Origin of the sequence: Bacillus sp. FSL K6-2819 (assembly GCF_038008305.1) — a bacterium.
Classification (GTDB): Bacteria; Bacillota; Bacilli; order Bacillales; family Bacillaceae; genus Bacillus; species Bacillus amyloliquefaciens.
On sequence record NZ_JBBOYV010000001.1, the window covers coordinates 12,501 to 32,500 of the forward strand.

Consider the following 20,000-nt stretch of genomic DNA (forward strand, 5'->3'; position numbering starts at 1 on the left):
CTGTGAAGCAAGACCGGAAGGACTTGTGGAGCGCTTAGAAGTGAGAATGCCGGTATGAGTAGCGAAAGAGGGGTGAGAATCCCCTCCACCGAATGCCTAAGGTTTCCTGAGGAAGGCTCGTCCGCTCAGGGTTAGTCGGGACCTAAGCCGAGGCCGAAAGGCGTAGGCGATGGATAACAGGTTGATATTCCTGTACCACCTCCTCACCATTTGAGCAATGGGGGGACGCAGGAGGATAGGGTAAGCGCGGTATTGGATATCCGCGTCCAAGCAGTTAGGCTGGGAAATAGGCAAATCCGTTTCCCGTGAAGGCTGAGCTGTGATGGCGAGCGAATTATAGTAGCGAAGTTCCTGATTCCACACTGCCAAGAAAAGCCTCTAGCGAGGTGAGAGGTGCCCGTACCGCAAACCGACACAGGTAGGCGAGGAGAGAATCCTAAGGTGATCGAGAGAACTCTCGTTAAGGAACTCGGCAAAATGACCCCGTAACTTCGGGAGAAGGGGTGCTCTGTTAGGGTGCAAGCCCGAGAGAGCCGCAGTGAATAGGCCCAGGCGACTGTTTAGCAAAAACACAGGTCTCTGCGAAGCCGTAAGGCGAAGTATAGGGGCTGACGCCTGCCCGGTGCTGGAAGGTTAAGAGGAGCGCTTAGCGTAAGCGAAGGTGCGAATTGAAGCCCCAGTAAACGGCGGCCGTAACTATAACGGTCCTAAGGTAGCGAAATTCCTTGTCGGGTAAGTTCCGACCCGCACGAAAGGCGCAACGATCTGGGCACTGTCTCAACGAGAGACTCGGTGAAATTATAGTACCTGTGAAGATGCAGGTTACCCGCGACAGGACGGAAAGACCCCGTGGAGCTTTACTGCAGCCTGATATTGAATGTTGGTACAGCTTGTACAGGATAGGTAGGAGCCTTGGAAACCGGAGCGCCAGCTTCGGTGGAGGCATCGGTGGGATACTACCCTGGCTGTATTGACCTTCTAACCCGCCGCCCTTATCGGGCGGGGAGACAGTGTCAGGTGGGCAGTTTGACTGGGGCGGTCGCCTCCTAAAAGGTAACGGAGGCGCCCAAAGGTTCCCTCAGAATGGTTGGAAATCATTCGCAGAGTGTAAAGGCACAAGGGAGCTTGACTGCGAGACCTACAAGTCGAGCAGGGACGAAAGTCGGGCTTAGTGATCCGGTGGTTCCGCATGGAAGGGCCATCGCTCAACGGATAAAAGCTACCCCGGGGATAACAGGCTTATCTCCCCCAAGAGTCCACATCGACGGGGAGGTTTGGCACCTCGATGTCGGCTCATCGCATCCTGGGGCTGTAGTCGGTCCCAAGGGTTGGGCTGTTCGCCCATTAAAGCGGTACGCGAGCTGGGTTCAGAACGTCGTGAGACAGTTCGGTCCCTATCCGTCGCGGGCGCAGGAAATTTGAGAGGAGCTGTCCTTAGTACGAGAGGACCGGGATGGACGCACCGCTGGTGTACCAGTTGTTCTGCCAAGGGCATCGCTGGGTAGCTATGTGCGGACGGGATAAGTGCTGAAAGCATCTAAGCATGAAGCCCCCCTCAAGATGAGATTTCCCATTCCGCAAGGAAGTAAGATCCCTGAAAGATGATCAGGTTGATAGGTCTGAGGTGGAAGTGTGGCGACACATGGAGCTGACAGATACTAATCGATCGAGGACTTAACCTAATTTGAATGTATGCTCACTGTTATCTAGTTTTGAGAGAACACTCTCAATGGTTTGGTGGCGATAGCGAAGAGGTCACACCCGTTCCCATGCCGAACACGGAAGTTAAGCTCTTCAGCGCCGATGGTAGTCGGGGGTTTCCCCCTGTGAGAGTAGGACGCCGCCAAGCTATTTTAACGGTAAAGGCAGCTCATCATGAGCTGCCTTTTTTGTGTTTATAAGTATTGCTTCAGAAAATTAGAAGCGTAGTAAGGAAATTTGCGTTCCGTGACCTCTAAAAACCGCCGGATCATTACATAATCATCGCTGACATGCTGCGTCAGCAGTTCATACCACCACTCCGTTTCATATCTCGCAATCATTCCGACATTGTACAGGACCAAATAATGAATAATCATTTCCGGAAGATGCAGGAAGTGATCGCGCTGAGAGGGAATATAATATTGATTATTCTCTAAGTGAAACAATAAATTTGGTGAAGACCAAGGTTCCCTGTCTATCGGAGCGGCCTCAAAAACCAAATTCTTATGGTCTTTCCTGACAAAAGACCAATTCAAGTGATGACTGATGTATTCTGCAAAGCGGGTGTCAGACATATTGTAATGAATCACCGCATGTTCAGGCACTGAAATAAGGTTATCTTTCAGCTCTACTTTGGTCAGCCAATTCTTTTTCTCTTGGAAATGGAATACAGCATGCAATTCAGGAATGGCTGTCAGCAATTTTTTCATTGTATACCGTTCTTCCTCAAGACCGGCTATTCCGAATAAGTGTTTCATCACATGAATACATAAACCATTGCGCTGCACCTTCACTTCATCATCCCTAAAAGAGTAATTTTGCTTTTTGCGTTTTCGGGCAGTCACGCCATGTGCGAGTACTGAAGCGTGGCTTGGATAGCTTGGATCTGTGGTCAGAAGACAGGCTTTCAGCAATTGTGACATCCCGTAAAACAACAGAATAGGCTTAATTTCTAAAGGAGAAAGGGATGCCTGCTTATAAAAGGACTCGGCGTGTTTGATGAAGAATATGAAGCGCTCACTGTTTTTAAACGCATACCGTTTTGGTTCTTCCATTCCTCTTTCTGTATAGACTTTATTTAGAAATTTCTGGGAAGATTCTACAGAATAAAATAATGATAACTCTTTCCATTCAAGGTCTCTCATATGTATTTTTAAACCCTTTCCTTTATCTAAATATTTCAACTCTTTTTCGCTTCCTTGACATGCCGTTTTCTAGTTGATAATCTACATATAATATTTTGCCGAAAAGAGGGGGATTTACTAATGTGGGAAAGTAAATTTTCAAAAGAAGGCTTAACGTTCGATGATGTACTGCTCGTACCGGCTCAATCAGACGTACTTCCGCGTGATGTGGATTTGTCTGTTGAACTGACAAAAACGTTAAAGCTTAATATTCCTGTCATCAGTGCAGGAATGGATACAGTAACAGAATCAGCAATGGCGATTGCGATGGCCAGACAAGGCGGCTTGGGCATTATTCATAAAAACATGTCCATCGAACAGCAGGCTGAACATGTTGACAAAGTCAAACGTTCTGAACGGGGCGTTATTACAAATCCCTTCTTTTTAACACCTGATCATCAAGTATTCGATGCGGAGCATTTGATGGGGAAATACAGAATTTCCGGTGTTCCGATCGTAGATAATAAAGACGATCAAAAGCTGGTCGGTATCATTACAAACCGCGATCTTCGCTTTATCTCTGATTATTCAATGAAAATCAGTGATGTTATGACAAAAGAAGAGCTGGTTACGGCTCCTGTGGGAACCACATTAGACGAAGCGGAAAAAATCTTGCAGAAGCATAAAATTGAAAAACTTCCATTAGTGGATGACCAAAACAAATTAAAAGGTCTTATCACGATCAAAGATATTGAAAAGGTTATCGAATTCCCGAATTCATCTAAAGATGAACACGGACGCCTGATCGTCGGCGCTGCGGTAGGCGTGACAGGTGATACAATGACTCGTGTCAGCAAGCTTGTTGAAGCGAATGTCGACGTTATCGTGGTTGATACGGCTCACGGACATTCCAGAGGCGTACTGAACACAGTTGCGAAAATCCGTGAGACATATCCTGAATTGAACATTATCGCAGGAAATGTTGCTACGGCTGAAGCGACAAAGGCTTTGATTGAAGCCGGAGCAAACATTGTAAAAGTGGGAATCGGACCTGGATCTATCTGTACGACACGCGTCGTTGCAGGCGTAGGTGTACCGCAAATCACTGCGATTTATGATTGTGCCACTGAAGCGAGAAAACACGGCGCAACAATTATCGCGGACGGCGGTATTAAATTCTCCGGAGATATTACGAAAGCATTGGCATCCGGCGGACATGCTGTCATGCTTGGAAGCCTGCTTGCCGGTACTTCAGAAAGCCCGGGCGAAACTGAAATCTATCAAGGCAGAAGATTTAAAGTGTATCGCGGTATGGGTTCTGTCGCTGCCATGGAAAAAGGCAGTAAAGACCGATATTTCCAAGAAGAAAATAAGAAATTCGTCCCTGAAGGTATCGAAGGACGGACTCCGTACAAAGGTCCTGTAGAAGAAACAGTGTATCAGCTTGTCGGCGGTCTTCGTTCAGGTATGGGATATTGCGGTTCAAAAGACTTGCGCGCTTTAAGAGAAGAAGCTCAATTTATCCGTATGACAGGAGCAGGTCTTCGCGAAAGCCATCCGCATGATGTCCAAATCACGAAGGAATCACCAAACTACACAATCTCATAATTGTTACAAATAAAAAACATTTGACAGGGTCGCTGACTCTGTCTATTTTTTTTATATCGAGTGTGATAAAATTTATAATGTTGTGTTTTGAATTTGAATATGTCCTTAACGGCTTAATTATAGATTTAAAATGAATGACGGAGGTCGTAAGATTGAACATCACGAAATGGAAACAGATGTTGGTGTCATTAGTGGTACTGGCACTGACCGCAACTTGCTTTGTTCCGATGTCTAAAGCGGAAGCAGCCGGCAATGACCCGATTGATGTCAATGCATCAGCTGCGATAATGATTGAGGCTTCATCGGGGAAAATTTTATACAGTAAAAATGCAGACAAAAGATTGCCGATTGCCAGCATGACAAAAATGATGACTGAATATCTGCTTCTGGAAGCCATTAAAGAAGGAAAAGTGAAATGGGACCAAACGTATACTCCTGATGATTATGTCTATGAAATCTCTCAAGACAACAGTTTATCAAACGTCCCTCTCCGGAAAGACGGCAAATACACAGTCAAAGAACTGTACCAAGCTATGGCGATTTACTCTGCTAACGGAGCCGCGATCGCTGTTGCCGAAATTCTTGCCGGAACTGAAACAAAATTTGTCGCCAAAATGAATGCGAAAGCCAAAGAACTAGGCATGACAAACTATGACTTTAAAAATTCCACCGGTCTTGTGAATGAAGACCTTCACGGCAAACAGCCGCAAGGGGAAGGCGTTAAAGAAGAGAGTGAAGTTTCTGCTAAAGACATGGCGCTTCTTGCAGACCGCCTGATCACTGATTATCCGGAAGTTCTGAAAACAACAAGCATTGCTAAGACGAAATTCAGAGCGGGCACAGATGATGAAATGGACATGCCGAACTGGAACTTCATGTTAAAAGGCCTTGTTTCTGAATATCCCGGCGTTGACGGCTTAAAAACAGGTTCTACTGATTCTGCGGGATCTTGTTTTACAAGCACCGCACAGCGGAACGGAATGCGGGTCATCACCGTTGTATTAAACGCAAAAGGCAACCTGCATACCGGACGTTTTGATGAAACCAAAAAAATGCTCGATTACGCATTTAACAGCAATTTCTCAATGAAAGATCTTTACCCTGAAGGCTCTCAAGTAAAAGGGCACAAAACGATTGACGTTGACAAAGGGAAAGACAAGCAAGTCGATATTGTTACTGATAAGGCACTTTCTATTCCTGTGAAAAGCGGGGATGAAAAGAACTATAAAGCTGAAGTGACTTTAGATAAAAAAGAAATCACGGCTCCTGTGAAAAAAGGGACGAAAGTCGGAACGCTGACAGTTACATACAAAGGCAGTGACAAAGACTACGGCTTCCTCAAATCCAAAGAGTTCAGCGTGAATCTTGTAACGAAAAATGATGTAGATAAAGCAAACTGGTTTGTTCAGATGATGCGCGGCATCGGAGGCTTCTTCTCCGGAATCTGGAACAGTGCCGTTGATACGGTAACAGGCTGGTTTTAAGAAATAAGAAAGAGCTCTGATGAAAGTTAGGGCTCTTTTGCTTAATATACTGAAAAAACCAAATTGTTAGTAAAAAAATGATATCTATCTCTTTCATCTCGCTGTAAAATGAGAATATCCATATGAAATATTGTATTTCTGGGATACAATAAGAGATAGAAATTATCTAATCATACATTGACTAGGGGGACCAAATAATGGCTCAAACAGGTACTGACCGTGTAAAACGCGGAATGGCGGAAATGCAAAAAGGCGGCGTCATCATGGACGTTGTAAATGCTGAACAAGCGAAGATTGCCGAAGAGGCGGGAGCTGTTGCCGTAATGGCGTTAGAACGTGTTCCGGCTGATATTCGCGCTGCCGGCGGTGTTGCCCGCATGGCTGACCCGACGATCGTTGAAGAAGTAATGAATGCTGTATCCATTCCCGTAATGGCAAAAGCGCGTATCGGACATATCGTTGAAGCGCGTGTCCTTGAAGCAATGGGAGTAGATTATATCGATGAAAGTGAAGTCCTGACTCCTGCTGACGAAGAATTTCATTTAAATAAAAATGAATATACTGTTCCGTTCGTATGTGGATGCCGTGATCTTGGCGAAGCAACGCGCCGTATCGCTGAAGGAGCGTCCATGCTTCGTACAAAAGGCGAACCGGGAACAGGAAACATTGTGGAAGCTGTCCGCCATATGAGAAAAGTAAACGCGCAAGTGCGCAAAGTTGTGGCGATGAGCAATGATGAGCTGATGACTGAAGCTAAAAACCTCGGTGCTCCTTATGAACTGCTTCTTCAAATTAAGCGTGACGGCAAATTGCCTGTTGTCAACTTTGCTGCCGGCGGAGTGGCGACGCCTGCTGATGCGGCATTGATGATGCAGCTTGGCGCTGATGGCGTATTTGTCGGTTCAGGTATTTTCAAATCGGACAATCCTGCTAAATTCGCTAAAGCAATTGTTGAAGCAACGACTCACTACACAGATTACAAACTGATTGCTGAGCTTTCTAAAGAATTGGGCACAGCAATGAAAGGAATCGAAATCTCAAATCTATTGCCGGAACAGCGTATGCAAGAACGCGGCTGGTAAAACCATAGGAGAGCTGGAAGCATGTTAACAATTGGTGTACTTGGACTTCAAGGAGCAGTAAGAGAACATATTCGTTCAATTGAAGCATGTGGTTCAAAAGGTGTCGTGATTAAGCGTCCTGAACAGCTGAATGACATCGACGGCTTAATCCTGCCGGGCGGGGAAAGCACGACTATGCGGCGTTTAATGGATACGTATCATTTTATGGAGCCGCTTCGCGAGTTTGCCGCCCAGGGAAAACCGATGTTCGGCACATGCGCCGGTCTGATTATCTTAGCCAAAGAGATTGCGGGAACGGATAATGCTCATTTAGGGCTGTTAAACGTTGTTGTCGAGCGTAATTCTTTTGGCCGTCAGGTCGACAGCTTTGAGGCTGATCTAACGATTAAAGGCCTTGATGAGCCGTTTACTGGTGTATTTATTCGCGCGCCGCATATTTTAGAAGCCGGAGAAGATGTTGAAGTGCTTTGTGAACATAACGGACGCATCGTGGCTGCAAAACAAGGCCATTTCCTCGGCTGCTCGTTCCATCCTGAATTGACGGATGATCACCGAGTGACAGAGCTGTTTGTGAAAATGGCGGAAAAGCATAAGCAGGAAACAGCTGTATAAAACAGTTGAAAACCGCTGATACTTATAGTACATTATAAACACAAATAAAGATCGAAAAGCGTTGACAGGAAGCAGTAGGAAGCCCCTCTTTCAAAGAGAGCCGATGGGTGGTGCGAATCGGTGAAAGATGCTCTCCGAATCCGTCCTTGAGCGAAATGCTGAAAACAAGTAGGCATTTACGGGAAAACCGTTATGGGTTAAAGCGGGAAGCAAGTGTGAGCTTGTTTTCAATCAGGGTGGCAACGCGAGAGCTCTCGTCCCTTTTAGGGGATGAGGGCTCTTTTTTATTTTCGATAAAAACAGATAGGAGTTGTTAGGCATGATTGACACGAAGGTGCTGAGAGCCAATTTTCAAGAAGTAAAAGCGAAGCTCATTCCAAAAGGCGAAGACTTATCTGACTTTGATAAGTTTGAAGAGCTTGATGAAAAAAGAAGAGAGCTTATCGGGAAAGTAGAAGAGCTGAAGGGAAAACGCAATGAAGTTTCTCAGCAGGTCGCCGTTTTGAAGCGGGAGAAAAAAGACGCTGATCATATTATTAAAGAGATGCGTGAAGTAGGCGAAGAAATTAAGAAGCTTGATGAAGAGCTTCGCACGGTTGAAACGACACTCGAAACCATCCTTCTGTCTATTCCGAACATCCCGCACGATTCAGTGCCTGTCGGGGAAACAGAAGATGATAACATTGAAATTCGCAAGTGGGGAGAGGCACCGGCATTTTCTTATGAGCCGAAACCGCATTGGGATATCGCTGACCACCTGAACATTCTTGATTTTGAACGCGCTTCAAAAGTAACGGGAAGCCGGTTTGTGTTTTATAAAGGATTAGGGGCCCGTCTCGAACGCGCACTCTACAACTTTATGCTCGATCTTCACGTTGACGAATATCATTACACGGAAGTCATTCCTCCTTATATGGTAAACCGTACGAGCATGACAGGTACGGGGCAGCTTCCTAAATTTGAAGAGGATGCTTTTAAAATCAGGGAAGAGGATTATTTCTTAATTCCGACGGCGGAAGTGCCGATTACAAATATGCATCGCGATGAAATCTTATCCGATGATGCATTGCCGATCAATTATGCGGCGTTCAGCGCTTGCTTCCGTTCAGAAGCGGGATCTGCCGGCCGTGATACACGCGGTTTGATCCGCCAGCATCAATTCAACAAGGTTGAGCTTGTGAAATTCGTGAAGCCGGAAGATTCTTATGAGGAGCTTGAGAAATTGACAAATCAAGCTGAGCGGGTGCTTCAGCTGCTCGAACTTCCGTATCGTGTCATGAGCATGTGTACCGGTGATCTGGGCTTTACAGCTGCGAAAAAGTACGATATTGAGGTATGGATTCCAAGCCAAGACACATACCGTGAAATTTCTTCTTGCAGCAACTTTGAAGCGTTCCAGGCAAGACGAGCAAACATTCGATTCAGACGCGAAGCGAAAGGCAAGCCTGAGCATGTGCATACGTTAAACGGTTCAGGTCTGGCAGTCGGCAGAACAGTAGCTGCCATCTTGGAAAACTACCAGCAGGAAGACGGAAGTGTCGTCATTCCGGAAGTGCTTCGTCCTTATATGGGAAATAAAGAAGTCATCAAACCGTAAAAGGTGCGCCCTAGAGGCGCGCCTTTTTTGCTGTTTGGTATAAAGCGGCGACATTCCGGGCTGTGCTTTCAAGGTTAAAACGGCCTGATTCTAAAGCATCTTCAAGACTTACAGCGCCAGGCACGATAGAAAACACAGCGGTGATTCCTCTGTTGTATACATGTTCAAAGTCTTTGCCTAAGGAACCCGCCAATGCGATAACGGGAATTTCTTGAGCGGATGCGCGTGCGGCGATTCCCGCGGGGGTTTTGCCGAATATCGTTTGTCCGTCAATCTGTCCCTCTCCGGTGATTACAAGGTCAGCGCCTTTTATCTGATCTGAAAAGGACAGTGTATCTAATACAACGTCGATACCTCTTTGAAGTTCTGCTTGTAAGAAGGCAATCAGTCCTGCCCCTAAACCTCCTGCGGCACCCGCACCTTTTACAGAATCCGCTTCAATATCGTGTTGCCGTCTCAATACATCAGCGAAATGGCGCAAATTGCTATCCAATACCATTTTTGTCTCCTCGGACGCCCCTTTTTGCGGGCCAAAGACATATGACGCCCCATTTTCGCCGGTCAGGGGATTTTCGACATCGCAGGCGGCACGAATACGAATGTGCTTCAGGTCAGGGGAGAGACCGCTTATATCAATAGAAGCCAGGGTGTGCAAAGAGCCTCCGCCGTCAGGTATCTCCTGACCTTCCTCATTTAAGAAACGCACACCGAGCGCACTCGCCATTCCTGTCCCGGCGTCATTGGTGGCGCTTCCCCCAAGACCGATTATGATCTCACTCGCCCCGCGGGAAGCTGCATCTGCTATCAGTTCACCCGTTCCTCTTGTGGTCGTGTTCAACGGATCTCTGAGATGACGGGGAACGAGATGGAGTCCCGAAGCTTCCGCCATTTCAATGACTGCCGTGCGCCCGTCTCCCAGAAGTCCGTATGCGGCAATTACCGGTGTTCCCAGCGGGCCGGTCACAGTTTTTTTGATAATGCTTCCGCCGGTGGCATCCGTTAAAGCCTGAACGGTTCCTTCTCCGCCGTCAGCCACGGGTATCTTGATATATTCCGCGTCAGGGAAGACCGCTTTGAATCCTTTCTCGATGCTGTCGGCGGCTTCTTTTGATGTCATGCTTTCTTTAAAAGAATCCGGTGCAATTATGACTTTCATTGTGTTCTCCACCTTTATGAGCAGGTTTATCTATTTCAATCTATTCTTGGTTTTCACTGTTTTTCCTGCCCGTATGACATACTGAGGTTGATTTGGAGACAAGACTTTTGTATGATAGTAAAGCTGACGGAAAAGCCGTTTAAGAAAAGAAATAAAAAAATATGAAAAAGCGCTTGACTGAAATTTAGGTCATGTGGTATATTATTAAATGTCGATACGGAGGAATACCCAAGTCCGGCTGAAGGGATCGGTCTTGAAAACCGACAGGGGTGTCAAAGCCCGCGGGGGTTCGAATCCCTCTTCCTCCGCCATATTGATTTTAAACCTAATGAAACTCGAGCATATATTGGAGATTGTTTTGTCCGCTGCATTTGATGCAGCGGATTTTTTATATGCAAAAAAGCGATTTTCTCTTTTGGGGAAAATCGCTTTATTATTTTTATTTCTTTCTGTTTTCATTGATCACGTGACTGATTTTTTCGATCAAAGGTTCCAGTGACTGTTCATCAGCTTCAAGATCATAATCTTCAATGCGTACTTTCAGCACAGGGCAGGCGTTAAAACCGCTGATCCAGTCCTCGTACCGCGTATACATCTCTTCCCAATAGGCACGGTTGGTCTGCAGCTCCATCTCACGGCCCCGCTTTTCAATCCGCTCTATAATGTTTTCAAGATCGCCTTCTAAATAGATCAAAACATCAGGATGCGGGAAGTATGGCGTCATGACCATGGCCTCAAAAAGGCTTGTGTATGTTTTGTAATCTGTCAGCGACATGGTTCCTTTATCGGCATGCATTTTTGCGAATATGCCTGTATCTTCATAAATCGAACGGTCCTGCACGAATCCTCCGCCTGATTCAAACATGTTTTTCTGCTCCTTGAACCGCTCGGCCAGAAAATAAATTTGCAAATGAAAGCTCCAGCGTTCAAAGTCATGATAAAACTTCTCTAAATAAGGGTTTTCATCCACTTCTTCAAGTGAGGTATTAAACCCGAGGCGTTTTGCTAAAGCTTTGGTTAAAGTCGATTTTCCGACTCCTACCGTTCCCGCTACTGTTATAATGGCGTTGTTTGGAATGTGAATATCTTTCATTTAATAAGCTCCTTTACCTGACGGGCAATTCTTTCATAGTCTGTCTTATTCAAAACAAAGTCTTCAGTATCACCATCAATAGTCAGTACAGATATATCCGGATCTTCTTCCTGAAGCTGTCTGATGGCGGTATCGTAATCTGCAATGAGACGTTCCAGATATTGATGTTCGATATTTTTCTCAAACGGGCGCCCGCGTTTTTCGATGCGTTGAAGCAATGTCGGCAGGCTTGCCTTTATGTATACAATGACATTCGGCTTCGGCAAGTCGTGAGTGAGCAGATGATAAATCTGCTTATATTTCTCAAGCTTTTGTCCGTGCAATGTGCGTTCTGCGAAAATAACATTTTTATAAATATGATAATCGGACAAAACGGGCTGTCCTTGTTTTAAATAATCCCGATCAGTGTCTTCAAGCTGTTTATACCTGTGACAGAGAAAAAACATTTCAAGCTGAAAACTCCACTCCTCGATATTATCATAGAACTTATCGAGATACGGGTTGTCTTCCACAATCTCATTAATCATAGGAAAACCGAGCTCTTCAGAAAGCATAGAAGCGAGTGTCGTTTTTCCTGCCCCGATAGGACCTTCTACCGCGATAAAAGGGGCTCTGTTCATTGAAAATCCTCCTTAATTCTGCAAACATCCGTCAGCTGCCGGCCTTTATATTGTATCACACTCTCAGAAACGCCCATGAAAAAAAGACGCTTCCAATTAACGAAACGTCTCTTTCACAATATGGAATTGATCTCCGAGCAAAAGCCAGTTTTGCGGGAAGGAGAGGCCGAGTTTCCAATAGCTGATTCCTCTTAAATGAAGTTCTTTAATTAAATTAAATTTCGCCTGAATGGAGCGGGCGTCTTCAAACCATACTTCATGCTGTTTCTGATTTTCAGCCGTGTATCGAAAGAAGGGAGCCTGGGCGGTTTCGTTATATTGAATGTCGACTTTATAGCGTGCGGCCAGAGCGATCGCCTGCTGAGGACTGACGGCTTTCGCTGTCGTTCCCTGTTTAAAAGGCAGTGTCCAATCGTAGCCGTACATGTTCTGTCCCATGACGATTTTGGAAGAAGGCATTTCTGTCAGCGCGTACTCAATGACATTCCTTACAGGGCCGATTGGTGATACGGCCTGAGCCGGGCCTCCGCTGTACCCCCACTCATATGTCATGATCACGACAAAATCGACGATTTCTCCATGTGCCCTATAGTCATGTGCTTCATACCATTTGCCGGCCTGGGTCGCACTCGTTTTCGGAGCAAGCGCCGTTGAAATCTTCCAGCCTTCCCGATGAAAAATCGTTCTCGCTTCACGTAAAAAACGATTGTAGGCTTCTCTGTCCTGAGGACGCAAATATTCGAAATCAAAATGAATATCGCGGAAGCCGTGCTTTTTGGCCGTGGAGACGATTTCCTGAAAGAGCTTTGTTTTCACCGTATTATCATTTAAGATGAGCCGCCCGAGTTCATCGCTGAATGCGTCATTTTCAAGGTTGGTGATGATCATCATCAATGTGGTGTTGTGCCTGTCGGCGATACTTTTTAAATTGGTCAGGGGCGGTTCTTTTAAAGTCCCGTTCCGCTGCACCTGAAAACTGAATGCGCCGAGGTATGTTAAATAAGGTGAGGCCTCTCTTGCTGCCTGCTGCAGATTAGCGCTTACGCTCGTTCCCCGCGGTTCTATATATGCATTTGATTCGATATCGGGCTTATTCGTCTGCTCCGGAATATACAGGCGGGTCCCGACTTGCACTGTGGAGCTGAGCTGAATTCCGTTCACCCTCGCAAGCTCCGCGGCCGATATATGAAAACGGCCGGCGATTGCCGCAAGAGTATCGCCTTGTCTCACCTCGTAATATTGTCCCTCGATCGGAATGACAAGGGTTTGTCCGACAACCAATGTATTGGGATTAGGCAGTTTATTTGCTTCCGCAATGACATTTGCGGCAATCCGGTAGCGCGCCGCAATAGCAGAAAGTGTGTCGCCCCGTTTCACTACATAAATCTGAATGAAAAACGCCTCCTTTCATATCCGCTATCAAATGTATGAAAAAAGGAGGCTGATCATGTTTATTTTTCGGAGGTAATTTGTTTTTCGGTGGTTATTTCCGCGAAGAGTACATTTTCCATCATGGTCAAAGCGAAATCATTGTCTTCGTCGTTATTGGAAGCGGTGCAGTCTTTCGGGATGGCAATGCTGTATTCCCGCATATAAGCGTCGTTAGCCGTGAACAGCACGCAAATATTACCGGCAATCCCCGTGATCATTAATTGATTCACTTTTAATTCGGTCAGAAGGGTGTGAAGCGCCGTTTCGTAAAATGCGGAATGCTTCGGTTTAATCAGAAAATAATCATCCGGCTGAGGTGAAATATCTTCTATAATGTCGGCGCTTATGTCATTGCTGCATTCCTCCCTGATGGCATCAATATCAGCCTTCCAAAGCCCGTAATGATCATTAATATAAATAATCGGCCAGTTGTTTTGTTTTGCATGCTTCTTTAATGATAAAATACGGGGGACAATTTGTTTGGTTTTTTCAGCAAGACGTTCGCCCATATCAAATTGAAAATTATTGATCATATCGACAATCAGAAGGGCTGTGTTGTTAGGTTCAGTCAATACCGGCAACTCCTTTCTGCTGAGGTATTCTTATTTTAACCTTTATGAGACATGAAAAAACTTAAGAAGAGAGCTTGAACCGATGAATGATGAATATTATATGAGAGAAGCCATAAAAGAAGCGAAGAAAGCAGAAGCGAAAGGGGAAGTGCCGATCGGAGCCGTCCTTGTTCTGCACGATGAGATCGTGGCGCGGGCGCATAATCTGCGGGAGACGGAACAGCGCTCACTTGCCCACGCGGAAATGCTGGCGATAGACGAAGCGTGCCGCAAGCTGGGAACATGGAGACTTGAGGACGCCGTTCTTTATGTCACTTTAGAGCCGTGCCCGATGTGTGCGGGAGCCGTCGTGCTTTCCAGAGTCGATAAGGTCGTGTTCGGCGCATTTGATCCCAAGGGAGGCTGTACAGGAACGCTGATGAACCTTTTGCAGGAGGAACGGTTCAACCACCAAGCGGAAGTGGTGAGCGGAGTGCTCGAAGAAGAGTGCGGAGAAATGCTCAGCGCTTTTTTCAGAAAGCTGCGCCGGCAAAAGAAAGATAAGAGGAAAAAGTTGTCTGATTAGTACGGTTGCATTTTCTGCCTGAAGCAGATATACTTATGTGTGCATCATAAATGGTGCGCATATAAAAATTTGATATTTATTTTGCCGTGCTAAGCGGGGAGGTAGCGGTGCCCTGTACCCGCAATCCGCTCTAGCGGGGCCGAATCCCTTCTCGAGGTTCGTTTACTGTAAGGCCTGCCTTAAGTAAGTGGCGTTGACGTCTGGGTCCTGCGCAATGGGAATTCATGAACCATGTCAGGTCCGGAAGGAAGCAGCATTAAGTGAAACCTCTCATGTGCCGCAGGGTTGCCTGGGCTGAGCTAACTGCTTAAGTAACGCTTAGGGTAGCGAATCGACAGAAGGTGCACGGTAAATCAATCATCAAATTTCAGACTCACCTGTTTATGGCAGGTGAGTTTTTTCGTATATGAAAAACGGGTTTTGGCGTTAAAAGCCCGTTCATGTATAATAAACATGATGAATAACAGAGGAGGGCGCATCCTGTGGGTTACCAAGCTTTATATCGAGTATTTAGGCCTCAGCAGTTTGAAGATGTGGTCGGACAGGAACACATTACGAAAACGCTGCAAAATGCCCTTTTGCAAAAGAAATTTTCTCATGCATATCTGTTTTCTGGACCACGAGGAACGGGAAAAACCAGTGCAGCTAAAATATTTGCGAAAGCAGTCAACTGTGAGCACGCCCCTGTAGAAGAACCGTGCAATGAATGCGCGGCGTGCAAGGGGATCACAAACGGCTCTATATCAGATGTGATCGAAATAGATGCGGCGTCGAATAACGGCGTAGACGAAATCCGCGACATCCGTGACAAAGTAAAATTCGCCCCGTCGGCCGTCACTTACAAGGTATATATTATAGATGAGGTGCATATGCTCTCTATCGGCGCATTCAACGCGCTTCTGAAAACGCTGGAAGAACCGCCGGCACATTGCATTTTCATATTAGCTACGACTGAGCCTCATAAGATTCCTTTAACCATTATCTCCAGATGTCAGCGTTTTGACTTCAAACGGATTACATCCCAAGCAATTGTCGGACGAATGAAGATAATCGTCGATGCAGAGCAGCTGAAGGTGGAAGAAGGCGCCCTTGATATCATAGCGAGTGCTGCGGACGGGGGAATGAGGGACGCGCTGAGCCTGCTCGATCAAGCCGTATCATTCAGCGGCGATGAGCTGGCGGTGGATGACGCATTGCTCATTACCGGGGCCGTTTCCCAGCACTATATTGGAAAACTGGCATCCGCTCTTCACCGCAAACAGGTTTCCGAGGCGTTGGAAACACTGAATGAATTACTCCAGCAGGGGAAAGATGCGGCCAAACTGATTGAAGATATGATCTTTTATTTCAGGGATATGCTCTTGTACCAGGCTGCTCCCGATTTAGAAGGAGTCCTGGAGAAGGTGAAGGTCGATGAAATGTTCCGGGATCTGAGCGGTGAAATACCGGCCCCCGCTTTATATGAGATGATTGATATCCTGAATAAAAGCCATCAGGAAATGAAGTGGACGAACCACCCAAGAATCTTTTTTGAAGTGGCTGTCGTGAAAATATGCCAGACGGCGCAGCAGTCCGGCGCAGACATCCCTGAGGTCGGCATGCTGATGAATAAGATCCAGCAGCTTGAGCAGGAAGTGGAAAGGCTGAAAACCTCCGGTGTGAAAGTTCAGGCGGAAAGCGCTCCGAAAGAAGCCCCGCGTCCTCAAAAAGGCGGAAAAAGCCATTACAAAGCTCCGGTCGGACGAATCCATGAAATATTGAAGGAAGCCACAAGACCTGACCTTGAACAGCTTAAAAGCAGCTGGGGCAAGCTGCTGGCACACCTGAAACAGCAGAATAAGGTGTCCCATGCGGCTCTTTTGAATGACAGTGAACCGGTGGCCGCTGCCCAGAAGGCATTTGTGCTTAAATTTAAATACGAAATCCATTGTAAAATGGTTGCCGAAGACAATAACGGAGTCCGTACGAATCTTGAACAGATTCTCGAATCAATGCTCGGGAAAAGAATGGATTTGATTGGCGTTCCGGAAGCACAATGGGGTAAAATAAGAGAAGAATTTTTAAATGATCATCAGCAGGAAAGTGAAGGATCAAACGAACCGGCTGAAGAAGATCCGCTTATTGCAGAGGCGAAAAAACTTGTCGGAGCGGATTTAATCGAAATAAAAGACTAATGAGATGAAAGAGAGTGATTGAATATGCGTGGCGGAATGGGAAACATGCAAAAAATGATGAAACAGATGCAAAAAATGCAAAAGGATATGGCTAAGGCTCAGGAGGAGCTTGCTGAAAAAGTGCTTGAAGGCACAGCGGGCGGCGGAATGGTGACTGTAAAGGTTAACGGTCAAAAAGAAGTTGTAGACGTTGCGATTAAAGAAGAAGTTGTTGATCCGGAAGACATCGAAATGCTTCAGGACCTGGTTCTTGCTGCGACAAACGACGCCCTCAAAAAAGTGGATGACATGACGAATGAGACAATGGGACAATTTACAAAAGGAATGAACATACCGGGTTTATTCTAGGGGGATAAATAAACATGCAGTATCCTGAACCAATATCAAAGCTGATTGACAGCTTTATGAAATTGCCAGGGATCGGACCGAAAACAGCGGTTCGTCTGGCTTTTTTTGTTCTAGGTATGAAAGAAGACACAGTATTGGATTTTGCTAAGGCGCTTGTCAATGCGAAGCGGAATCTGACATATTGCTCGATTTGCGGACATATTACAGATCAGGACCCTTGTTATATATGCGAGGATACAAGAAGAGATAAGTCTGTTATTTGTGTCGTGCAGGACCCTAAAGATGTTATTGCAATGGAGAAAATGAAGGAATATAACGGCCAGTATCATGTGCTTCACGGCGCGATTTCTCCAATGGACGGCATCGGCCCGGAGGATATTAAGATTCCGGAACTGCTGAAGCGCCTTCAGGATGACCAAGTGACAGAAGTTATTCTCGCAACCAACCCTAATATTGAAGGGGAAGCAACAGCGATGTATATATCGAGGCTGTTAAAGCCCTCAGGCATCAAGCTCTCCCGTATTGCCCACGGCCTGCCCGTCGGCGGCGATTTGGAATATGCTGATGAGGTCACTCTTTCAAAAGCGCTTGAAGGAAGACGTGAATTGTAAGGGAGGAAATGGCGAGGCATGGGTTTTCTTCGCAGAAATACATTAAGAAAAGAGTTTGACGAAAAGCTGATTGAACAGCTCTTTAAACAAAAGGAAGAATGGAACAGACAGAAGAGTCTGGTCGATAAAAGTCTTGAGCCCTCGGCTGAGGTGCTGTTTGAGCTGAAAGTCGCTGAATCTAAGTATTTTTTTTATTTGAAAGAAGCGAAGCAGCGGAATTTAAAAATGAGCAGGTGGAAGTAAGAGGTCTATTCTCCGGGATCTTCTCATAAGCTTGTACTAAACAAGCGAGGGGGAAGATTCATGGAGCCTTTTTTCATTATCGGTTTAATTGTCGGTCTGGTTGCTTTGCTTTTTTTATGGGGAGTATCTCCAAAGCCAGTAAGATGGATTGGTTTGACTGCCATTAAGTTTATTGCTGGTGCGATTCTTCTGGTGGGTGTGAATTTGTTCGGCGGGAGTCTCGGCATTCATATTCCTGTTAATCTGGTTACAACCGGTGTCAGCGGGATTTTAGGAATCCCCGGCATCGCTGCTTTAATCGTCATTAAACGCTTCATCATTTAATTTGTCGATTATTGTTGACATGATGGATGAAGGGTGATATTCTAATATACGTCGCTGATGACGAAACAGATTCTCGAAAAAAGAATTTAAAAAAGTTATTGACGATGATAACAACGATATGATATAATAATTAAGTCGCTTCGAGAGAAGTGAACAAAGTTCTTTGAAAACTAAACAAGACAAAACGTACCTGTTAATTCAAAGTTTTAAATAAATCGCACAGCGATGTGCGTAGTCAGTCAAACTACTTTATCGGAGAGTTTGATCCTGGCTCAGGACGAACGCTGGCGGCGTGCCTAATACATGCAAGTCGAGCGGACAGATGGGAGCTTGCTCCCTGATGTTAGCGGCGGACGGGTGAGTAACACGTGGGTAACCTGCCTGTAAGACTGGGATAACTCCGGGAAACCGGGGCTAATACCGGATGCTTGTTTGAACCGCATGGTTCAGACATAAAAGGTGGCTTCGGCTACCACTTACAGATGGACCCGCGGCGCATTAGCTAGTTGGTGAGGTAACGGCTCACCAAGGCGACGATGCGTAGCCGACCTGAGAGGGTGATCGGCCACACTGGGACTGAGACACGGCCCAGACTCCTACGGGAGGCAGCAGTAGGGAATCTTCCGCAATGGACGAAAGTCTGACGGAGCAACGCCGCGTGAGTGATGAAGGTTTTCGGATCGTAAAGCTCTGTTGTTAGGGAAGAACAAGTGCCGTTCAAATAGGGCGGCACCTTGACGGTACCTAACCAGAAAGCCACGGCTAACTACGTGCCAGCAGCCGCGGTAATACGTAGGTGGCAAGCGTTGTCCGGAATTATTGGGCGTAAAGGGCTCGCAGGCGGTTTCTTAAGTCTGATGTGAAAGCCCCCGGCTCAACCGGGGAGGGTCATTGGAAACTGGGGAACTTGAGTGCAGAAGAGGAGAGTGGAATTCCACGTGTAGCGGTGAAATGCGTAGAGATGTGGAGGAACACCAGTGGCGAAGGCGACTCTCTGGTCTGTAACTGACGCTGAGGAGCGAAAGCGTGGGGAGCGAACAGGATTAGATACCCTGGTAGTCCACGCCGTAAACGATGAGTGCTAAGTGTTAGGGGGTTTCCGCCCCTTAGTGCTGCAGCTAACGCATTAAGCACTCCGCCTGGGGAGTACGGTCGCAAGACTGAAACTCAAAGGAATTGACGGGGGCCCGCACAAGCGGTGGAGCATGTGGTTTAATTCGAAGCAACGCGAAGAACCTTACCAGGTCTTGACATCCTCTGACAATCCTAGAGATAGGACGTCCCCTTCGGGGGCAGAGTGACAGGTGGTGCATGGTTGTCGTCAGCTCGTGTCGTGAGATGTTGGGTTAAGTCCCGCAACGAGCGCAACCCTTGATCTTAGTTGCCAGCATTCAGTTGGGCACTCTAAGGTGACTGCCGGTGACAAACCGGAGGAAGGTGGGGATGACGTCAAATCATCATGCCCCTTATGACCTGGGCTACACACGTGCTACAATGGGCAGAACAAAGGGCAGCGAAACCGCGAGGTTAAGCCAATCCCACAAATCTGTTCTCAGTTCGGATCGCAGTCTGCAACTCGACTGCGTGAAGCTGGAATCGCTAGTAATCGCGGATCAGCATGCCGCGGTGAATACGTTCCCGGGCCTTGTACACAC

17 protein-coding genes, 1 tRNA gene, 3 rRNA genes, 1 other RNA gene and 1 other annotated feature (2 of these 23 cut by a window edge) are annotated in these 20,000 nt (G+C 46.5%); of the genes, 16 read left to right on the plus strand and 6 right to left on the minus strand.

Annotation, left to right across the window (positions count from 1 at the left end; all coding sequences use genetic code 11):
• Together MHH91_RS00055 and rrf are read left to right on the plus strand one after the other, a co-directional pair.
• Positions 1-1,682 (plus strand): 23S ribosomal RNA (locus MHH91_RS00055) (it extends 1,248 nt beyond the left edge of the window).
• Positions 1,683-1,733: 51 nt separating this feature from the next.
• Positions 1,734-1,849 (plus strand): 5S ribosomal RNA (gene rrf, locus MHH91_RS00060).
• Positions 1,850-1,895: 46 nt separating this feature from the next.
• On the opposite strand, the gene MHH91_RS00065 is transcribed toward rrf, so the two are convergent.
• Positions 1,896-2,846 carry a YaaC family protein gene (locus MHH91_RS00065; protein WP_013350727.1) on the minus strand — a complete coding sequence of 317 codons (951 nt, stop codon included), beginning with the start codon at positions 2,844-2,846 and terminating at the stop codon, positions 1,896-1,898.
• Positions 2,847-2,966: 120 nt separating this feature from the next.
• On the opposite strand from MHH91_RS00065, the gene guaB reads away from it, so the two are divergent.
• From guaB to serS, 5 genes are all read left to right on the plus strand, one after another.
• Positions 2,967-4,433 carry an IMP dehydrogenase gene (gene guaB / locus MHH91_RS00070; protein ID WP_003150717.1) on the plus strand — a complete coding sequence of 489 codons (1,467 nt, stop codon included), beginning with the start codon at positions 2,967-2,969 and terminating at the stop codon, positions 4,431-4,433.
• A 152-nt stretch (positions 4,434-4,585) separates the two neighbouring features.
• The gene (gene dacA, locus MHH91_RS00075; protein ID WP_013350728.1) at positions 4,586-5,917 is read left to right on the plus strand and encodes a D-alanyl-D-alanine carboxypeptidase; all 1,332 of its coding nucleotides are present in this window, start codon (positions 4,586-4,588) and stop codon (positions 5,915-5,917) included.
• Positions 5,918-6,114: 197 nt separating this feature from the next.
• Positions 6,115-6,999, plus strand: coding sequence for a pyridoxal 5'-phosphate synthase lyase subunit PdxS (pdxS, locus tag MHH91_RS00080; RefSeq protein ID WP_013350729.1), 885 nt, complete (start codon positions 6,115-6,117; stop codon positions 6,997-6,999).
• A gap of 21 nt (positions 7,000-7,020) precedes the next feature.
• Positions 7,021-7,611: a pyridoxal 5'-phosphate synthase glutaminase subunit PdxT gene (gene pdxT, locus MHH91_RS00085; RefSeq protein WP_013350730.1), complete on the plus strand. Its 591-nt coding sequence runs from the start codon at positions 7,021-7,023 to the stop codon at positions 7,609-7,611.
• Positions 7,612-7,663: 52 nt separating this feature from the next.
• Positions 7,664-7,876 (plus strand) — a binding site (T-box leader).
• Between the two features lie 54 nt (positions 7,877-7,930).
• A complete protein-coding gene (gene serS / locus MHH91_RS00090) occupies positions 7,931-9,208 on the plus strand; it encodes a serine--tRNA ligase (protein WP_013350731.1) in 1,278 nt (425 codons plus the stop codon).
• A gap of 10 nt (positions 9,209-9,218) precedes the next feature.
• On the opposite strand, the gene MHH91_RS00095 is transcribed toward serS, so the two are convergent.
• Positions 9,219-10,364, minus strand: coding sequence for a glycerate kinase (locus MHH91_RS00095; RefSeq protein ID WP_013350732.1), 1,146 nt, complete (start codon positions 10,362-10,364; stop codon positions 9,219-9,221).
• Positions 10,365-10,582: 218 nt separating this feature from the next.
• On the opposite strand from MHH91_RS00095, the gene MHH91_RS00100 reads away from it, so the two are divergent.
• Positions 10,583-10,675: transfer RNA gene (locus tag MHH91_RS00100), tRNA-Ser, on the plus strand.
• Between the two features lie 128 nt (positions 10,676-10,803).
• Here MHH91_RS00100 and dck read toward each other — a convergent pair.
• The 4 genes from dck to MHH91_RS00120 form a co-directional block, all read right to left on the minus strand.
• Positions 10,804-11,457, minus strand: coding sequence for a deoxyadenosine/deoxycytidine kinase (dck, locus tag MHH91_RS00105; RefSeq protein ID WP_013350733.1), 654 nt, complete (start codon positions 11,455-11,457; stop codon positions 10,804-10,806).
• Positions 11,454-12,077 carry a deoxynucleoside kinase gene (locus MHH91_RS00110; protein WP_013350734.1) on the minus strand — a complete coding sequence of 208 codons (624 nt, stop codon included), beginning with the start codon at positions 12,075-12,077 and terminating at the stop codon, positions 11,454-11,456. The genes dck and MHH91_RS00110 overlap by 4 nt, the downstream gene beginning before the upstream one ends.
• Before the next feature lie 96 nt (positions 12,078-12,173).
• A complete protein-coding gene (locus tag MHH91_RS00115) occupies positions 12,174-13,463 on the minus strand; it encodes a glycoside hydrolase family 18 protein (protein WP_172800824.1) in 1,290 nt (429 codons plus the stop codon).
• A gap of 65 nt (positions 13,464-13,528) precedes the next feature.
• Complete coding sequence (locus tag MHH91_RS00120) at positions 13,529-14,080, minus strand: isochorismatase family cysteine hydrolase (RefSeq protein ID WP_013350736.1); 552 nt, start codon at positions 14,078-14,080, stop codon at positions 13,529-13,531.
• Between the two features lie 82 nt (positions 14,081-14,162).
• On the opposite strand from MHH91_RS00120, the gene tadA reads away from it, so the two are divergent.
• The 8 genes from tadA to MHH91_RS00160 all read left to right on the plus strand — a co-directional run.
• Entirely contained in the window at positions 14,163-14,645 is a 483-nt protein-coding gene (gene tadA, locus MHH91_RS00125) for a tRNA adenosine(34) deaminase TadA (protein ID WP_013350737.1), read from the plus strand.
• An 84-nt stretch (positions 14,646-14,729) separates the two neighbouring features.
• An RNA gene (gene ffs / locus MHH91_RS00130) (signal recognition particle sRNA large type) lies at positions 14,730-14,994 on the plus strand.
• 133 nt (positions 14,995-15,127) lie between these two features.
• A complete protein-coding gene (gene dnaX, locus MHH91_RS00135; RefSeq protein WP_013350738.1) occupies positions 15,128-16,819 on the plus strand; it encodes a DNA polymerase III subunit gamma/tau in 1,692 nt (563 codons plus the stop codon).
• Positions 16,820-16,843: 24 nt separating this feature from the next.
• Positions 16,844-17,167 (plus strand): YbaB/EbfC family nucleoid-associated protein, encoded by a 324-nt coding sequence (locus MHH91_RS00140; protein WP_003150700.1) that lies wholly within the window; start codon positions 16,844-16,846, stop codon positions 17,165-17,167.
• 14 nt (positions 17,168-17,181) lie between these two features.
• Positions 17,182-17,778 (plus strand): recombination protein RecR, encoded by a 597-nt coding sequence (gene recR, locus MHH91_RS00145; RefSeq protein WP_003150697.1) that lies wholly within the window; start codon positions 17,182-17,184, stop codon positions 17,776-17,778.
• A gap of 18 nt (positions 17,779-17,796) precedes the next feature.
• A complete protein-coding gene (locus MHH91_RS00150) occupies positions 17,797-18,021 on the plus strand; it encodes a YaaL family protein (protein WP_013350739.1) in 225 nt (74 codons plus the stop codon).
• A 60-nt stretch (positions 18,022-18,081) separates the two neighbouring features.
• Positions 18,082-18,345, plus strand: coding sequence for a pro-sigmaK processing inhibitor BofA family protein (locus tag MHH91_RS00155; protein WP_013350740.1), 264 nt, complete (start codon positions 18,082-18,084; stop codon positions 18,343-18,345).
• 249 nt (positions 18,346-18,594) lie between these two features.
• Positions 18,595-20,000, plus strand: a 16S ribosomal RNA gene (locus MHH91_RS00160); it runs 144 nt beyond the window's last position.

Excerpts from the sequence above, each read along its gene's own strand:
- MHH91_RS00065 (WP_013350727.1), bottom strand. The coding sequence starts at position 2,846 with ATGAGAGACCTTGAATGGAAAGAGTTATCATTATTTTATTCTGTAGAA.
- guaB (WP_003150717.1), top strand. The coding sequence starts at position 2,967 with ATGTGGGAAAGTAAATTTTCAAAAGAAGGCTTAACGTTCGATGATGTA.
- pdxS (WP_013350729.1), top strand. The coding sequence starts at position 6,115 with ATGGCTCAAACAGGTACTGACCGTGTAAAACGCGGAATGGCGGAAATG.
- pdxT (WP_013350730.1), top strand. The coding sequence starts at position 7,021 with ATGTTAACAATTGGTGTACTTGGACTTCAAGGAGCAGTAAGAGAACAT.
- serS (WP_013350731.1), top strand. The coding sequence starts at position 7,931 with ATGATTGACACGAAGGTGCTGAGAGCCAATTTTCAAGAAGTAAAAGCG.
- MHH91_RS00095 (WP_013350732.1), bottom strand. The coding sequence starts at position 10,364 with ATGAAAGTCATAATTGCACCGGATTCTTTTAAAGAAAGCATGACATCA.
- dck (WP_013350733.1), bottom strand. The coding sequence starts at position 11,457 with ATGAAAGATATTCACATTCCAAACAACGCCATTATAACAGTAGCGGGA.
- MHH91_RS00110 (WP_013350734.1), bottom strand. The coding sequence starts at position 12,077 with ATGAACAGAGCCCCTTTTATCGCGGTAGAAGGTCCTATCGGGGCAGGA.
- tadA (WP_013350737.1), top strand. The coding sequence starts at position 14,163 with ATGAATGATGAATATTATATGAGAGAAGCCATAAAAGAAGCGAAGAAA.
- MHH91_RS00140 (WP_003150700.1), top strand. The coding sequence starts at position 16,844 with ATGCGTGGCGGAATGGGAAACATGCAAAAAATGATGAAACAGATGCAA.
- recR (WP_003150697.1), top strand. The coding sequence starts at position 17,182 with ATGCAGTATCCTGAACCAATATCAAAGCTGATTGACAGCTTTATGAAA.
- MHH91_RS00150 (WP_013350739.1), top strand. The coding sequence starts at position 17,797 with ATGGGTTTTCTTCGCAGAAATACATTAAGAAAAGAGTTTGACGAAAAG.
- MHH91_RS00155 (WP_013350740.1), top strand. The coding sequence starts at position 18,082 with ATGGAGCCTTTTTTCATTATCGGTTTAATTGTCGGTCTGGTTGCTTTG.